This is a genomic window from Wansuia hejianensis, assembly GCF_014337215.1.
Lineage (GTDB): Bacteria > Bacillota > Clostridia > Lachnospirales > Lachnospiraceae > Scatomonas > Scatomonas hejianensis.
This window is the reverse complement of record NZ_CP060635.1, coordinates 2,267,634-2,282,879: the sequence shown is the minus strand read 5'-3', so window position 1 is coordinate 2,282,879 and position 15,246 is coordinate 2,267,634. Positions and strand designations below refer to the sequence as shown.

Below are 15,246 nucleotides of genomic sequence, written 5' to 3'. Positions count from 1 at the left end.
CCATTATAAAGAATCAGAATAAAAAGTCAATAAGTAAATTTAAATTGTTCAAATAATTTATTAAACGATATAAACGGGAAATACCACTTATCAATTACTGAAATAAAAAACATGGGCATTTATATAGCGATTTAAAAGGAAAATCCAGATGGATATTCAGAGATGAGGGCGATATTACCAAAAAATTTAATAAATATTTGTGAACTTAACCGATTTACAATTGAATGTTTAATGAATATAATTGAATCTATCAGTTGAACAGATTTAAACCGAAAGAGAGGGATTTAGAAAATGATTGAGTACAAAAAAGTAGACGGAAGCTTTGACCTGAGCGGGAAATCTGCGGTTGTCGTGGGCGGCGGCGGAGGCATCGGCGGCGCCACGGCGGAAATGTATGCGAAAAAAGGCGCGAATGTCGCGATCGTTGACTGCAAGGATAATGTAGAGGAAGTGGCAGCGGAGCTGGCGCAGAGGTTTGGCGTCAGAACCGTCGGGATCAAATGTGATGTTACTAAGCAGAGTGAGATTGAGAATACCGTTCAGGCAGTTGTCGGCTCCCTGGGGGAGATTGACATTCTGGCAAATATGCCGGGTTATGTGGAGCTGGAAAGCGCGGAATCCATCGGCATTGATATTGTGGAAAGGCATATTGCAATCAATGCCGTGGGAGTATTCAGGATGTGTCAGGCTGTGGCCAACCAGATGATCAAACAGGGGAAAGGAGGAAAGATCGTATGTGTGACATCACAGGCTGATTTTATTGCCATTGACAAGCATGTGGGCTATACCATGTCAAAAGCGGCTCTTGTGGGGATGATTAAAGTCTGCGCCCTGGAATGGGCAGAGTTCGGCATCAATGTCAATGGCGTTGCGCCTACCGTGGTAAATACATATATGGGGGATAAGGCATGGCAGGGCCAGGTTAAGATTGACATGATCAATTCTATTCCGGCGCACAGATTTGCAGAGACAGATGAAATTGCGGCTGCGGTGCTGTTCCTGTCCTGCGATGAGTCCAATATGATAACAGGCGAAGATCTGGTTGTAGACGGCGGTTTCACAATAAAATAAAAAATGGAGGGTTTAACAATGAAAAAGAAAGTATTAGGTTTTGCACTGAGTGCAATTATGGCGGGTAGTTTACTGGCGGGCTGCGGCAATACGGCTGCAACGGGCAATACGTCTTCAGCCTCATCCGCAGGCGCGTCGTCAAGCGCCTCACAGGCGGCATCTTCAGAGAGCACAGGCGCTTCATCCGCCGCTTCATCGGCAGCAGCCGACGGCACAGGCTTGAAGATCGGCTGTGTATTCGCGGATTTGGGCAATACCTCCTATGTGGCCATGGGCAATGCCATGGAAGAGGCGGCAAAGGCCAGAGGGGCAGAATTCATCCTGAAGGATACCGGCAATGATTCTTCTACGCTGGTGGATGTGATTGAGAACTTTATCGCGTCCGGATGCAATGTCATTATCGAACAGAATTCAGACGCAGAGGTTACAGAGACGGTAAATCAGGAAGCGCTTGACGCGGGGATCATCATCCTTTCATTTGATAACGAGATGGAAAATGCCAGCGCGTCTTATCTGGCGTCAAACTATGACCTGGGCTACCAGATCGGGACCATGTGCGCGGAATGGGCGAATGAACAGTTTGAGGACGGCAAATGCCAGATCGGCCTTCTGAATGCCAGCTCCTATGATTTCATTCTGGACAGGGTGGAAGGCATTCATGCGGCTCTGGCCGAAAAAGATCCCAATTGTGAGATCGTCATTGAGACAGACGCGGTTTCAACCACAGACGGCCTGGAGGCTGCGGAAAATTTCCTGCAGGCTTATCCGGAACTGAATGGCGTGGTAGGCATCAATGATTCAGTGGTTTTAGGCGCTTATGAGGCATTCAAGGGCGCGAACAGGGTCGGAGACGATGTGGGACTGTTCGCCTGCGACGGTTCACTGGAAGGCCTGGAGGCAGTGGCGGAAGGGAGTATTCACAGAGGGACAGTTTCACTTCATCTGAATGAGGTAGGAGTGCAGATGATTGAAGACGGCATCACTCTGGCTACCGGAGGAATCCTTGAAGAGACAGTGAATTATTTCCCGCTGGAGGCCGTGACGAAAGATAATGTACAGAGCTTTCTGGATGCGCTGAAATAATAAAAGCAATTTGCAACCGGTACGCCCTGGCGGGCCTGGAGTGTTACCGTTCGCGGGCGGTGTATTTGTGAACGGAGAAGCGAAGGCCGCAGAGAACCCGCGGGTCAAAGATCAGTGCGCGGTGTTCCCGCGGCCCGCCGGGGAATGTTTCATGAGTGATCATTTGGGAAGGAGAGACTGGCGTGGAAGAAAATATATTGGAATTAAAAGAAATCACAAAAAAATATCCAGGTGTGACCGCACTGAACCAGGTGTCGCTTGGGTTGAAAAAGGGGGAAATCCATGCTCTGGTAGGAGAGAATGGGGCGGGGAAATCTACTTTGATTAAAGTGATTTCCGGAGCCATCACTCCGGACGAGGGGGAGATAGCCGTAGAAGGCCAGAGTTATGCAGCCATGACGCCGGCGCTCTCCAAAAAGCTCGGTATCGAGGTGATTTATCAGGAATTTAACCTGATCCCCAATCTGTCGGTTGCCGAGAACATGTTTATGGGCAATTTTATCGGAAACAGAGTGACAGTAGATTTCAAGGCGATGGAACGGAAAGCGGCGGAGATTTTCCGGATGATGAAAATAGATATACATCCCCGGACTCTGGTGAAGGATCTGTCAGTCGCTTATATGCAGATGGTTGAAATCGCGAAAGCGATAGTAAAAAACGTGAAAATCCTGATTATGGACGAGCCTACGGCGCCGTTGACCAACAATGAGGTGGATATTTTGCTGAATCTGGTGGAGAACCTGAAACGCGAAGGCGTCACCATCATATATGTTTCACACCGGATGGATGAGATTTACCGAATCGCGGACCGGCTCTCGATTTTCAGAGACGGACAGTGGATTTCCACACATAAAATCAGTGAGATCTCCAGACATGATCTGGTGTGCGCTATGGTTGGCCGTGAAATTACAGAGACCTATCCCAGCCGGGGAGACTGTATCGGTGAAACTGTGCTGGAGGTGAAGCATCTGACCGGAAAGGGTGCTTCGGACATCAGCTTTGAGCTGAGGAAGGGAGAGATTCTCGGCCTGGCAGGCCTTGTGGGAGCCGGGAGGACGGAGACGGCAAGAATGATCTTCGGGGCGGACCCCATGGAATCGGGGACAATCCTGATCAGGGGCCGGGAAGTGAAAATCCGTTCGCCGAAGGATGCGGTGGATAACGGTATCTGCCTGGTGCCGGAGGACAGAAAGCAGCAGGGGGTGATCCTGAGCCTGCCGATCCGGGACAACATCACATTGCCGATCATTAAGAAGATATCAAGGTTTGGCGTAGTGAACCGCCAAAGTGAAAATAGAATATTGCAGAAACACAAAGATGATCTGCGGATCAAGACTCCTTCTTTTGGGCAGAAGGTGGGCAATCTGAGCGGAGGCAACCAGCAGAAGGTCGTATTGAGCAAATGGCTGGCCAGCGACGCGGAAATCCTGATATTCGACGAGCCCACAAGAGGCATTGACGTAGGCGCAAAGCAGGAAATCTATTTCCTGATGAATGAGCTGGCTGAATCGGGGAAGGCCATCCTGATGATTTCCTCTGAGATGGAGGAGCTGATGGGGATGTCTGACCGGATCGTTGTGCTCTATGAAGGACGCCAGACCGGTGAAATCTCAAAAGAGAATTTTTCGCAGGAAGGCATCATGGCGAAGGCGTCAAATATAACAAAGTAGGAGGATGAGAAAGTGAACAAAACAAATACGAAGAAGTTTGATTTCAAAAATATCATTCGGGAGTCTGCGGTTTTGCTGGTGCTGATTGTGATTATCATTGTTTTCTCCTGCCTTTCACCGCAATTCTTTAAGATCAGCAACTTTATAACGATTCTTCGCCAGATATCCATTCTGGCAATCGTGTCCGTGGGCATGACCCTTGTTCTGATATCCGGTGGGATTGACCTGAGCGTAGGTTCTATCGTATCGGTTGTCAGCGTCATTACCTCTATGGCAGCGGTCAATCTGGGAATGCCCGCCGGCGCTGCGATTCTGGTCGGACTGGTGATCGGTATTCTCATGGGCCTGATCAACGGGCTGATGATTACCCTGACCGGCATGCCGCCGATGATCGGCACGCTGGCCACCCAGCTGGTGTTCCGGGGGCTGGGCTTCATCATCTGCAACGGAGCGTCCATCTACCATCTCCCTGAAGGATTCAAGGTATTTGGACAGGGCTATGTGGGCGCAGTCCCGGTGCCGGTGATTATCATGGCTGTCGTGCTTCTGGTCTTTGCGTTTTTCCTCAGCAAGACTTATATGGGACGTTATTTCTATTCCGTGGGCAGCAACTCGGAAGCTACCAGGCTCTGTGGGCTGAATACAAGAAAAATACAGATCCTGGCGTATGCCATGTGCGGGTTTTTAAGCGCTGTGGGCGCGATCATCATGACCTCCCGCGTGAATTCCGGGCAGCCCAAGGCCGGCGACGGATATGAGATGGACGTGCTGACAGCCTGCGTGGTGGGCGGCATCAGCATCAACGGCGGAGAAGGTAAGATCCGTCATATCATCGTAGGCGTACTGATCATCGGCATTCTTTCCAACGGACTGACGATCATCGGCGTCAGCGAATACTGGCAGCAGGTGGCCAAAGGGCTGATTCTGGCCATGGCGGTTGCTTTCGACGCGGTTCAGAAGAAGAGAAAGGCAGCATAAATGATTGAGAGGATAGAGAAAATCGCAACCACGGAAGAATCACATCCCTTCGCGGCGGCGGCCGTCAAATGCGGCTTTGCTGAAAAGGGATACCTGGAGGAGGAATATTTTATCCATGGGAGCTCCAACGTTTATGGCTGGAAAGAGGGCAGGAAGACGGTGATTTTTCCGGAATGTCCCTATACCAACAGATTGCTGGTGCGCCGGCCGGAAAATCCTCAAGGATTCAGCGGGAATGTGGTGGTTGAGATACTGAATTCCACCAGCTTCATAGATTTTGACCGGTGCTGGGCGCTGAACTACCGTTATCTGATGAGAAACGGGGATATTTACATAGGGATCACAAGTAAACCCAACGTGATCCCCGCTATGCTGAAGGTGGATGAGGCGAGATACAGGCCGCTGAACTGGGCTAATCCCGTGAAAGATCCCGTTTACGGTATGGAGGATAAGGACCTGGGGAACATGGAAGGGGCTTCTTCTCCTGAGACAGAGGACGGCCTGTTCTGGGACATGCTGACTGACCTGGCTCTGCTGCTGAGGAAAAAGGGAAATGAGCTGATCGGGAATTACGGGCCTTATTACCAGTACCTGGCAGGCTGGTCCCAGTCGGGAGGCTACATGATCCGCTTTATTAACGAATTTGCTTATGAAAAAGAGCTGGAGGTCCCGTATTTTGACGGATACTATTCTGCGGGAAGCGCCGGAAGCTGCATGCCTGACCTGAACCAGGGCTGCGGCCGCACGGCGATGAAAAGCTCCCGGAAATTGAAAAAGGTTTTACAGCCTTTCCTGGAAATGCATACAGAAAGTGAAAATGCTCTGTGGGGGAATGCAGAGTCGAGAGGGGTCACCACCTTTGAGAAGGAAATGCAGTATTGTGTGTATGATGTTCCTGGAGCCACCCATGATGGGAAATCTACGATGATTGATTACTATCTGGGGGATGTGGATGTGTTCCTGGCAGGCATTGTGCCCAATTATCCGGGAAAAGAGACGCATCCCAATGATTTTCCCTATGAAGTGGCGTTTCAGGCAGCCCTGAGTCTTCTGTACGGCTGGGTGAGAGACGGACGGCGTCCGTTCACGGCAGAGCCGGTCAGGGTGGATGAACATCTGGTCAACCTGGTGGATGGTTCAGGCAACGCGGTGGGAGGTTTCCGCCTGCCCTTTGTGGAAGTGCCCCTGTGCATCTATCACCCGGTATGTACGCCCATGAAGCCGGATTTCGCCTTTGCCAGCACGCTGTTCGGCTATGTGGAGAATTACTCCAGAGAAAGGGCGGAAGGGCTGTATGGCTCCAGAGAGGGTTATCTGGAACGGTTCCGGAAGAGCCTGAGGGACTGTGTGAGCCGGGGGCTGGTCCTGGAAGCGGATCAGGAGCTGTGTATGGCTTATGCGCTGCGGAAAGCGGCGGAGGTATTTGGTGAATAGATGCTTTTGTATGAAAGGAGAGCGTATGGACGATCTGAGGAAATTAACCTATCAGCTGCGGAAAGATATTATAGAGATGATACATAACTCCGGAGCCGGCCATGTAGGAGGGGATCTGAGCGTCGTTGACATTCTTGCGACCCTGTATTTTCAGGTGATGAATGTGTCGCCTGACAACTGGACAGATCCGGACAGGGACCGGTTTCTGCTGAGCAAGGGACATTGCGCGGATGCCCTGTACTGTGTGCTCGGTGAAAAGGGCTTTTTTGACAAGCAGGAGGCGATCCGGACTTTCAGTCATTATGGATCCAGGTATATCGGCCATCCGAATGCGGAGGTTCCGGGGGTGGAAATTAACTCCGGTTCCCTCGGTCACGGGATATCCATAGGAGTAGGGATGGCGCTGGCGCTGAAGCGCGACCACAGTCCGGCCAGGGTCTATGTGGTGACCGGCGACGGAGAGATGGCGGAAGGTTCTAATTATGAAGGCATGATGGCGGCGGGCCATTATCACCTGGACAATCTCTGTGTCACCGTCGACCTGAACCGCCTGCAGATCAGCGGCAGGACGGACGAGGTAATGTGCAGCGCCGATCTCGAGAGCAAATTCCGCGACTTTGGCTTTCATGTGATCCAGGTGGCGGACGGCAACGACTGCGGGCAGCTAAGGGCCGCTTATGAGCTGGCGAAGAGTTATCAGGACGGGCCAACCGCCGTGATCGCCCATACGGTCAAGGGCAAAGGAGTATCCTTTATGGAAAACCAGGCTTCCTGGCATCACGGCGTGATGAGCGGGGAGCAGTACAAGCAGGCGGCGGCCGAGATCGAGGAGGTGCTGGTATGAATAAAATAACGAACCGGCAGGCAATTTGTGACACCCTGTTAAAAGCGGCAAAAACGGACCCGGATCTCGTTGTGTTGTGTTCGGATTCCAGAGGGTCCGCGTCTCTGACGCCGTTTTTTAAGGAATATCCGGACCAGAGCTATGAAGTGGGAATCGCTGAGCAGAATCTGGTGTCGGTATCGGCCGGAATGGCGTCCTGCGGAAAGAAGGTTTTCGCGGCCTCGCCAGCCAGCTTTCTGTCCACCAGGAGCTACGAGCAGGCGAAAATTGATGTGGCCTATTCTAAAACAAATGTTACCCTGATTGGAATCAGCGGGGGAATCAGCTATGGAGCGCTGGGCATGACTCATCACTCCTGCCAGGATATTGCGGCCATGTGTGCCCTTCCGGATATGCGGGTGTATCTGCCCAGCGACCGTTTTCAGACCAGCCGGCTGATAGAAGCCCTGCTGGAGGATGAGCTTCCGGCGTACGTCCGCGTCAGCAGGTCGGCTACGGAGGACGTATATGACGAGCAGACAGAATTCACCCTGAACAGGGCAAAAGTGATCGCTCAAGGAGCAGACGTCACACTGGTGGCCTGCGGAGAGATGGTGCCTTATGCGGTGGAGGCGCGGCGTATTCTGGAAGAAAAGGGGATATCCACGGGGCTGATTGATATGTACTGCCTGAAGCCTTTTGACCGGGAGACTCTGCTGCAGGCCGCGGGAAGAACCGGCTGTTTTGTAACGGTGGAAGAGCATGCGCCCCATGGGGGGCTGGGGAGCCTGGTATGCCAGGCGCTGTCTCAGAACATTCCTAAAAGGGTGCTTCAGCTGGCACTTCCGGACGGGCATATCATTCCCGGAGAAAATAAAAAAGTGTTTGCAGCGTACGGAATGGACAGCCAGGGAATTGCCGGGAGGGCTGCGGCATTTTGGGAGGAAGGCCGGGTATGAAATATATACTTTCAGTGGATCAGAGCACACAGGGAACCAAAGGGCTGTTGTTTGATGAAAACGGGATTCTGACAGAGCGGGCGGACCGTCCCCATGCGCAGCTCATCAATGACAGAGGCTGGGTGGAGCACGATCCTGTGGAAATTCTGAAAAATACCCTGGCCGTATGCCGGGACGTGGTGGAGAAAGCCGCCGTTTCAACGAAAGACATTCTGGCGTTTGGGATTTCCAATCAGAGAGAGACGGCAGTAGCCTGGAACCGCAGGACGGGAGAGCCTGTGTATCCTGCGATTGTCTGGCAGTGCGCCAGGGCGGCGGAGATCTGCGAACGGCACCGGGGCGAAGCGGAGATGATCCGTACAAAAACCGGAATTACCCTGTCGCCGTATTTTCCGGCCTCCAAGCTGGCGTGGATCATGGAACATGTGCCGGAAGCCTGGCGGCTGGCAAAAGACGGCGATCTGGCCGTGGGAACTGTCGACAGCTGGCTGATCTATCAGCTGTCTGTGGAAAGGGCCCATAAAACAGACTATTCCAACGCATCCAGGACGCAGCTTTTTAATATCTTTGAGCTGTGCTGGGACGGGGAAATCTGTGACAGCTTCGGAATCCCGCGGGAGGCTCTTCCGGAAGTCTGTATGTCGGACAGCTGCTTCGGCACGACGGATCTGGGAGGCCTGCTGCCGGGTGCGATTCCCATACACGGCGTGCTGGGAGACAGCCATGGAGCGCTGTTTGGACAGGATTGCCGGAAACCGGGACAGATGAAGACCACCTATGGGACAGGCTCTTCAGTTATGATGAATATTGGGGAAACGCCCAGGCTGAGCGATAAAGGAATTGTCACCAGCCTTGCCTGGGGCATGAATCACCGGGTCAGTTATGTGTTTGAAGGAAATTTGAATTATACAGGAGCCGTTATCAGCTGGCTGAAAAATGATGTGGGACTGATTGGCCGGGAATCGGAGACCGGAGAAATGGCAGAAAAGGCGAATCCCATGGACCGCGCCTACTTTGTGCCGGCTTTCACGGGGCTGGGGGCGCCTTATTGGGATTCCAGAGCCACCGGGCTTCTGACCGGGATCACCCGGACGACGGGAAAAAATGAAATCGCCAAAGCCTGTCTGGAGAGCATCGTTTATCAGATTACAGACCTGATCCATCTGATGCGGGAAGAATCAGGAGAAAAACTGGAGGAAATCCGTGTGGACGGAGGCCCCACCGCCAATGAATACCTGATGCAGTTCCAGAGTGACATGGCGGATGTGCGCGTCAGCGTCCCGGAGCTGCAGGAGCTGTCTGGGATGGGGGCCGCTTATGCGGCCGGCATCGCCGCGGGGCTGTACGACCCGGAGCGCATCTATCAGCATATCGCCCACAGGAGTTATGAGCCGGCCATGGAACAGAGGCTTAGGACAGAGTTGTATAGCGGATGGAAGGATGCGGTGCGCCAGGCGCTGACCCATCGCTGAATAGAGAAAATATATTGATAAAAGGTAACCGGCCGGAATGGCAGAGGAACATATAGAAGTATTGCGAAAATACTAACCTATGCCAAGTGAACGGGAAATAAGAAAACTCTATGTGAATGGACGAACCATTTGCATAGAGTTTTTCTTTTGCTTATTAAAAATTTTTCAGCGTCCGCAGGACGCGCAGCCGCTACCGAAGGTAGCGATCTTGGGGGCTTGGGGGTTATCCCTCAACAAGCATTTTGGCGGGTAGAAAACCCGCCAAAATCGCAAACATGTACATGTTTGCATTGCTTGCCAATCTGTGAAAACAGCTTATGAATATGTTTCTCCAAATCTCTGCTGAAAGACATGGTAGAAATTTGATACTCCATGATAGCCAACTGCTTTTGCGATGTTGCCAGTGGACATATCGCTTTTTTCAAAAGGTTCCAGAGCAAGTTCCATCCGCAATGCCCGAATGTATTCCCTAATGCTTATGCCTTCTGTAAGCTGAAATGCTTTTTGGAGCTTGTTTTTGTTAAGCGCAACCATAATATAAAATGCCACAGGATCAACGTGAACTTCTTGCGGCATTTATTTTCGTCAAATCCTCTATATTTAAGGCGCTAATTTCAAAGTTGTTTTCGATCCAGCGCTATACGCTCGCTCAAAACTTGTTGACAAATCACACTGCTTATGTTAATATACCAATGGTATATACCGATGGTATATGAAGGGAGAACAAAACGTGAAGCTGACTGATACGCAAAAGCGCATTCTTGAGGTTGGAAAGCGGGAGTTTTTGGAGAAGGGCTTTAAAGATGCTTCCCTGCGGGCCATTGTCAAAGAAGCCGGTTTTACCAAAGGGGCCTTTTATGGCTATTACAACAGTAAGGAAGCGTTGTTTGACGCTTTGGTAGCTCCGGCGGCCGACGAACTGATCGCTCAGTTTAAACAGGCGCAGCAAGCACATTATGAATTGGTTACAGAGGATAAAACGGGACAGAGCCAAGATTTATCTACCAGCTACCTGAATTACTTTATCAATTACATCTATGATCATTTCGATGCGTTCAAACTGGTGATTTGCTGCTCCGAGGGAACCCGGTATGCCAACTATATTCATGAGCTTGTGGAGCTTGAAGTCGATCAGACGGAGGATTACTATCAGCAGCTCCGGCAGCTCGGGAAATTGGAGGGGACGGTCAACCGTGACCTTCACCATATGATCACAAGCGCCTATTTTACCGCCGTTTTTGAAACAGTCGCCCATGATATGAGCCGGGAACAGGCGATTGGCTATGTCAATGAACTGGCAGTCTTTTTCAACTGTGGCTGGAGCGGCCTTTTAAGGTTCAAATGAACCTTAAATTTTTGCGCGATGGTTAGCGTAGGCTAACTCTAAGGAAGGAGGATATTCGTTTGGATGATGCAACCGCCTTTCCGCTGTCCGGAATGCGGGCCATCCCCTTGTGTTGAAATGGGGGCGGACCGTACAGCGGGGAACACATCAGGAACTCATGATACAGGACGGCCTGTACGGCGGTTTATAGGGGCTGCGTGAAAAGGCATTAAGCTGGAAGCTGCAAGAATCATAAGAGAAAATAAAGGAGAATCAAAAATGGAAAACGCAAAAAAATGGTCTGTAAAAGACGTTATCACACTGGTACTGATGACCGTGCTGCTCATTGTCATTCAGCTGGGGCTCAACATGGTCTGCATGGTAAATGATTTTGTCAGCATGGTGCTTTCCGTAGGCATTAGCATGCTTGTCTGCGGGCCTGTCTATTTTTTGATGGTAAACCGCATCCGCAAACGGTTTGTTTCACTGGTATACATGACGCTGCTGGGCCTTGTCTTTCTGATGATGGGCAACTGGTTTTTGCTCCCGTGGTTTATCGTGGTAGGAATCCTCGCGGAAATCATCCTTTGGAAAGGAATTACGCCAAACCGATTGACTGTCTCCTGGACGCTTTCCAGCCTGTTATACAACGGGGTAAATCTGCTTCCCATCTGGTTTTTCTGGGATACCTATTACAGTTTTGCGGTTGCCAGCGGTATGGAGCAGAGTTATATCGACGCTTACGTTCAGTATTATACAGCGCCGGGCTGGGTGATTTTTATCCTGATTTTTACCGTGCTCTGCGGATTCTTGGGCAGCTTGATCGGACGGAAGCTGATTCAAAAGCATTTCAAAAAAGCGGGTGTTCTGTAAATGCGGGAAACAGCCTTATCCGTTCCGGTAAAAGTGTGGGCGACGGCCTGCGCGATCCTTGGAGTGTCGCTTACCGCAAACACCCTGCTGACCTGTCTTCTTGCGCTGCTTGCTTTCTGCCAGTTGGTTTTTGAAAAGCGGTGGCGGCTCTGCCTGACCTTCGGCATTTTTTATCTGGCGCTGGCGCTGCTGCTGTATCTCATTCGCTTTCACGGCCTGCGTATGGTGTTTTTTTCGGAGTTCTATGTGCTGATGTTTTACAACCTTATGCCGGTATTCCTGGTGGCGTGGGAGCTCATTACCACGCCTCCGGGACAGCTCTCGGCCGCCCTGTCGAAAATTCATACCCCCACTCCGGTTATCTTAGGGCTGCTGGTGGTATTTCGGTTTTTCCCAACCATGAAGGCGGAACTGAAGGGGATTCGGCAGTCCATGAAGAACCGAAGGCTGACCGGACCAGTGCAGGTGCTCCGCCACCCTGCCGTTACCTGCGAATATGTGTTGGTGCCCATGCTGCTGCGCTGCCTGCAGATTGCGGATCAGCTTTCCGTATCGGCGATAGCGCGTGGCGCCCAGGCACCGGGGGTGCGGGGAAGCTACTATGCCAGAAAGCTTCAGCTGGCTGATTTCCTCTGGATGGGAATATGGGCGATTGGAATCATCCTGTTTTTCATAATAGGAGGGATAAAGTGATCCGGTTTGAACATGTGAATTTTCAATATGCCGACTCCGAGGCAGGCGTGACCGATATTTGTCTGCATGTCCGGAAAGGCGAATGCGTGGTATTGACCGGCCCTTCGGGAAATGGGAAAACCACCTTGATCCATATAGTGAACGGCATTGCGCCTGCCTTTCATATGGGCCGGTTTTCCGGCCGCCTTCAGATTAATGGGAAAGACAGAAGCGATGAGCCATTGTGGAAACGGGGAAAAACGGTGGGCAGTGTGTTCCAGGATCCGGGAAGTCAGTTTTTCTCCTCTGAAATGCCGGGAGAAGTTGCTTTCAGCTGTGAAAATTACGGCTTCCCGCATGAAAAAATAGTTCTGCGAACAGACGTGGCTATCCGGCGGTTTCGTTTGGAACAATTGCGTGACCGCTCCCTTGATGTGCTTTCCAGCGGAGAAAAGCAGCGTACAGCCGTGGCCTCTGTCTACGCCATGAACCCTCCCGTTTATGTTTGTGACGAGCCTACCGCCAATCTGGACGGCCAAGGTGTTAAAGAACTGCGGGAAGTTCTCCAAGGGCTAAAGCGGGAAGGCTGCACGCTTCTGATTGCGGAACATCGGATTTCCTGGCTGATGGATGTAGCGGATCGCTTTGTGTATATCCGGGATGGAGCCATCCAGTGGGAGCGCACGCCTGAACAAATGCGACTGCTCCCTTCTGAAGTCATGAAACAGTTGGAACTGCGCGCTGTACAGCATTGTATGCCTTCAAGGCTCTCCATACCTGCCGTCACAGGCTCGCCTCTTCTTTCCCTGAAAAGCCTTTCCTGTAAGCGAGGGAAGCATACAATTTGGGAGAATTTAAACCTTGCAGCCTGGGCGGGGCAGATCATTGCCATCACCGGACACAACGGGGCGGGAAAAACAACACTGGCAAAAATCGTTGCCGGCTTGGAACGTCCGTCCAAGGGCAGTATTTCCCTTCACGGTCGGAAAGCCGGTTCGTCACGGCGGCGGAAAAGCTGCTGGTACAGTTCCAACGACACTGGCACACAATTCTTTACAAACAGCGTAACAGAAGAACTGTTCTTAGGGATTTTCAGGACAGAGGAACAATTGGAAAGGGCCAGAAATTTGCTGAAGAAATTAGATCTTTACGCTTACAAAGACGCGCATCCGGCTATTCTGTCCGGCGGACAGAAGCAGCGCCTTTCCATTGCCTGCGGCCTTTTATCCGACAGGAAAATTTTATTGTTCGATGAACCTACGTCGGGGCTGGACGGCGGGAACATGCGGAAAATTGCCTCTGCATTGGAAGATGCCGCGGCCGAGGGAAAAGCCGTATTAGTGATCACCCATGATGAGGAACTGATTCAAGCCTGTTGTAGTTTTCAGTGGGATTTGAGTAAATAAGAACTAAAAGAGAGGAGCCTTTATGTCTTTAACTTCTTCGATGGAAGATTATCTGGAGGCCGTTTTAATAATGCAGCAGCGTCATGGCTATGTCCGTTGCGTGGATGTTGCAAAGCAGTTGGGGGTAAAAAAGCCTTCCGTAAGCCGGGCAGTCAAGGAGCTTTCTAAATCCGGCTATCTTGTTAAAAATGCTGACGGCACACTCTCCCTCACAGAAACAGGATTGCAGCTTGCCGAACAGATTTTTGAAAAACATCGTTTTTTTACAGAACGGCTCATAGCGGCAGGCGTAGCCCCCAAAATAGCAGAACAAGACGCTTGCAACATTGAACATGCGATCAGCGCGGAGTCTTTTCAAAAGTTAAAGAAAGCATTGGATGATGGTTAGGTGGTGGTGATATGGGAAATTAGCCGTACTTGATTTAGCTGAAACCGGCTGGCAGATCGGAGAAAAACTGTTTGCCCTGCTTTCCGCAGATCAGCAGCGGGAACTAGCGCAGTTTATCCTTAAAGGGGATATAAGCGGCATACCGTATCAAACCATCTTCCGTGGCAAATATTCTATCCCCCAAAAGTCAAATCATCCCCTGACGGAAGCTCGAGCGGGAGATTTGTACTTCTGCTTGGATCATCGGCTTGTTACAATCCGGGAGCAGCCGATAGAATTAACCGTCAAGGAATTTGAAATCTTTTCCCTGCTTATCTTAAACCCGAAGCGGGTATTTACCTATGAAATGCTTATGGATCTGGTGTGGGAAGAAGATTATACTTACTATTCCCGCAAAGCAGTCAACAATCATGTGAGTAATTTACGGAGGAAACTAAAGATTGCTCCCGATCTGCCGGACTATGTGAAAAGCGTCTACGGTATTGGCTATAAGTTTGAGGGCTGATACGATACAAAGGCATGGTAGCTACAAAATTCGCTACCGTGCTTTTTTTCTTTCTCTAATGAAGTAAAAAACTTAACAAAAGCCACATTGACAGCCCAGAGGTTTTGTGATAAAATGAAAACGATTTTCAAATTGCAGGAGGCGGTTCAGTGGCACGCAAAGCACAATATCAAACAAAGCAGATGGCCGAATTGCTGGCCTTTCTGAAATCCGTCCCCGGCAGCCATGTCACGGTCAATGATATTTGCGATCATTTCAAAAAGGAAGGCATCGCAGTGGGAATGACGACGGTGTATCGTCATTTGGAGCGCATGGTAAAGCAAGGCGTGGTTGCAAAATACACGATTGAGGGAACAAACAGCGCCTGCTTTGAGTATATCGGAGAACAGGATGCCTGTGAACCGCCGAGCCGCTACCACTGCAAATGTGAAAAATGCGGCAGGCTGATTCATGTTCAGTGTGATGAAGTCGCTCATTTGGGACAGCACATGCTGGAGCACCATGATTTTGAAATGGATTCCCTGCGGACGGTATTCTATGGGATTTGCAGCGAGTGCAGACAAACAGGCTGCTGACGGATAAATCATT

General features: G+C 50.8%; 16 protein-coding genes. 15 read left to right on the top strand and 1 reads right to left on the bottom strand.

Annotation, left to right across the window (positions count from 1 at the left end; genetic code table 11):
- The first annotated feature begins 291 nt into the window (after nucleotides 1-291).
- From H9Q79_RS10590 to H9Q79_RS10555, 8 genes are all read left to right on the top strand, one after another.
- Complete coding sequence (locus H9Q79_RS10590) at nucleotides 292-1,071, top strand: GolD/DthD family dehydrogenase (protein WP_249328251.1); 780 nt, start codon at nucleotides 292-294, stop codon at nucleotides 1,069-1,071.
- Between the two features lie 18 nt (nucleotides 1,072-1,089).
- A complete protein-coding gene (locus tag H9Q79_RS10585; RefSeq protein WP_249328250.1) occupies nucleotides 1,090-2,154 on the top strand; it encodes a sugar ABC transporter substrate-binding protein in 1,065 nt (354 codons plus the stop codon).
- Between the two features lie 182 nt (nucleotides 2,155-2,336).
- Nucleotides 2,337-3,824 carry a sugar ABC transporter ATP-binding protein gene (locus H9Q79_RS10580; RefSeq protein ID WP_118647690.1) on the top strand — a complete coding sequence of 496 codons (1,488 nt, stop codon included), beginning with the start codon at nucleotides 2,337-2,339 and terminating at the stop codon, nucleotides 3,822-3,824.
- A gap of 12 nt (nucleotides 3,825-3,836) precedes the next feature.
- Entirely contained in the window at nucleotides 3,837-4,802 is a 966-nt protein-coding gene (locus tag H9Q79_RS10575) for an ABC transporter permease (RefSeq protein WP_118647688.1), read from the top strand.
- Nucleotides 4,803-6,236, top strand: a complete 1,434-nt coding sequence (locus tag H9Q79_RS10570) for an alpha/beta hydrolase domain-containing protein (RefSeq protein ID WP_118647686.1) — start codon at nucleotides 4,803-4,805, stop codon at nucleotides 6,234-6,236.
- Nucleotides 6,237-6,261: 25 nt separating this feature from the next.
- Complete coding sequence (locus H9Q79_RS10565) at nucleotides 6,262-7,080, top strand: transketolase (protein ID WP_118647684.1); 819 nt, start codon at nucleotides 6,262-6,264, stop codon at nucleotides 7,078-7,080.
- On the top strand, nucleotides 7,077-8,018 hold the full coding sequence (locus H9Q79_RS10560; RefSeq protein WP_249328249.1) for a transketolase family protein: 942 nt from the start codon (nucleotides 7,077-7,079) through the stop codon (nucleotides 8,016-8,018). Before H9Q79_RS10565 ends, H9Q79_RS10560 begins: the two co-directional genes overlap by 4 nt.
- Nucleotides 8,015-9,490 (top strand): FGGY-family carbohydrate kinase, encoded by a 1,476-nt coding sequence (locus H9Q79_RS10555; protein WP_118647680.1) that lies wholly within the window; start codon nucleotides 8,015-8,017, stop codon nucleotides 9,488-9,490. Before H9Q79_RS10560 ends, H9Q79_RS10555 begins: the two co-directional genes overlap by 4 nt.
- 315 nt (nucleotides 9,491-9,805) lie before the next feature.
- On the opposite strand, the gene H9Q79_RS10550 is transcribed toward H9Q79_RS10555, so the two are convergent.
- A complete protein-coding gene (locus H9Q79_RS10550) occupies nucleotides 9,806-10,066 on the bottom strand; it encodes a helix-turn-helix domain-containing protein (RefSeq protein ID WP_118647678.1) in 261 nt (86 codons plus the stop codon).
- Nucleotides 10,067-10,220: 154 nt separating this feature from the next.
- On the opposite strand from H9Q79_RS10550, the gene H9Q79_RS10545 reads away from it, so the two are divergent.
- The 7 genes from H9Q79_RS10545 to H9Q79_RS10515 all read left to right on the top strand — a co-directional run bounded on the left by H9Q79_RS10545 (nucleotide 10,221) and on the right by H9Q79_RS10515 (nucleotide 15,233).
- Entirely contained in the window at nucleotides 10,221-10,835 is a 615-nt protein-coding gene (locus tag H9Q79_RS10545) for a TetR/AcrR family transcriptional regulator (protein ID WP_118647676.1), read from the top strand.
- Between the two features lie 258 nt (nucleotides 10,836-11,093).
- Nucleotides 11,094-11,687: an MptD family putative ECF transporter S component gene (locus H9Q79_RS10540; RefSeq protein WP_249328248.1), complete on the top strand. Its 594-nt coding sequence runs from the start codon at nucleotides 11,094-11,096 to the stop codon at nucleotides 11,685-11,687.
- On the top strand, nucleotides 11,688-12,380 hold the full coding sequence (locus tag H9Q79_RS10535; protein WP_118647674.1) for an energy-coupling factor transporter transmembrane component T family protein: 693 nt from the start codon (nucleotides 11,688-11,690) through the stop codon (nucleotides 12,378-12,380). It begins immediately after the preceding gene.
- Nucleotides 12,377-13,765 carry an ABC transporter ATP-binding protein gene (locus tag H9Q79_RS10530; protein ID WP_118647672.1) on the top strand — a complete coding sequence of 463 codons (1,389 nt, stop codon included), beginning with the start codon at nucleotides 12,377-12,379 and terminating at the stop codon, nucleotides 13,763-13,765. The genes H9Q79_RS10535 and H9Q79_RS10530 overlap by 4 nt, the downstream gene beginning before the upstream one ends.
- Nucleotides 13,766-13,787: 22 nt before the next feature.
- Nucleotides 13,788-14,153 (top strand): metal-dependent transcriptional regulator, encoded by a 366-nt coding sequence (locus tag H9Q79_RS10525; protein WP_249328247.1) that lies wholly within the window; start codon nucleotides 13,788-13,790, stop codon nucleotides 14,151-14,153.
- A gap of 235 nt (nucleotides 14,154-14,388) precedes the next feature.
- Nucleotides 14,389-14,658: a winged helix-turn-helix domain-containing protein gene (locus H9Q79_RS18375; RefSeq protein WP_330596797.1), complete on the top strand. Its 270-nt coding sequence runs from the start codon at nucleotides 14,389-14,391 to the stop codon at nucleotides 14,656-14,658.
- A 149-nt stretch (nucleotides 14,659-14,807) separates the two neighbouring features.
- Entirely contained in the window at nucleotides 14,808-15,233 is a 426-nt protein-coding gene (locus H9Q79_RS10515) for a Fur family transcriptional regulator (RefSeq protein WP_249328246.1), read from the top strand.
- Nucleotides 15,234-15,246: the final 13 nt, after the last annotated feature.

Bases quoted from the DNA above. Each gene is read 5' to 3' on its own strand.
- H9Q79_RS10590 (WP_249328251.1), top strand. From the start codon at position 292: ATGATTGAGTACAAAAAAGTAGACGGAAGCTTTGACCTGAGCGGGAAA.
- H9Q79_RS10585 (WP_249328250.1), top strand. From the start codon at position 1,090: ATGAAAAAGAAAGTATTAGGTTTTGCACTGAGTGCAATTATGGCGGGT.
- H9Q79_RS10570 (WP_118647686.1), top strand. From the start codon at position 4,803: ATGATTGAGAGGATAGAGAAAATCGCAACCACGGAAGAATCACATCCC.
- H9Q79_RS10565 (WP_118647684.1), top strand. From the start codon at position 6,262: ATGGACGATCTGAGGAAATTAACCTATCAGCTGCGGAAAGATATTATA.
- H9Q79_RS10560 (WP_249328249.1), top strand. From the start codon at position 7,077: ATGAATAAAATAACGAACCGGCAGGCAATTTGTGACACCCTGTTAAAA.
- H9Q79_RS10555 (WP_118647680.1), top strand. From the start codon at position 8,015: ATGAAATATATACTTTCAGTGGATCAGAGCACACAGGGAACCAAAGGG.
- H9Q79_RS10550 (WP_118647678.1), bottom strand. From the start codon at position 10,066: ATGCCGCAAGAAGTTCACGTTGATCCTGTGGCATTTTATATTATGGTT.
- H9Q79_RS10540 (WP_249328248.1), top strand. From the start codon at position 11,094: ATGGAAAACGCAAAAAAATGGTCTGTAAAAGACGTTATCACACTGGTA.
- H9Q79_RS10535 (WP_118647674.1), top strand. From the start codon at position 11,688: ATGCGGGAAACAGCCTTATCCGTTCCGGTAAAAGTGTGGGCGACGGCC.
- H9Q79_RS10525 (WP_249328247.1), top strand. From the start codon at position 13,788: ATGTCTTTAACTTCTTCGATGGAAGATTATCTGGAGGCCGTTTTAATA.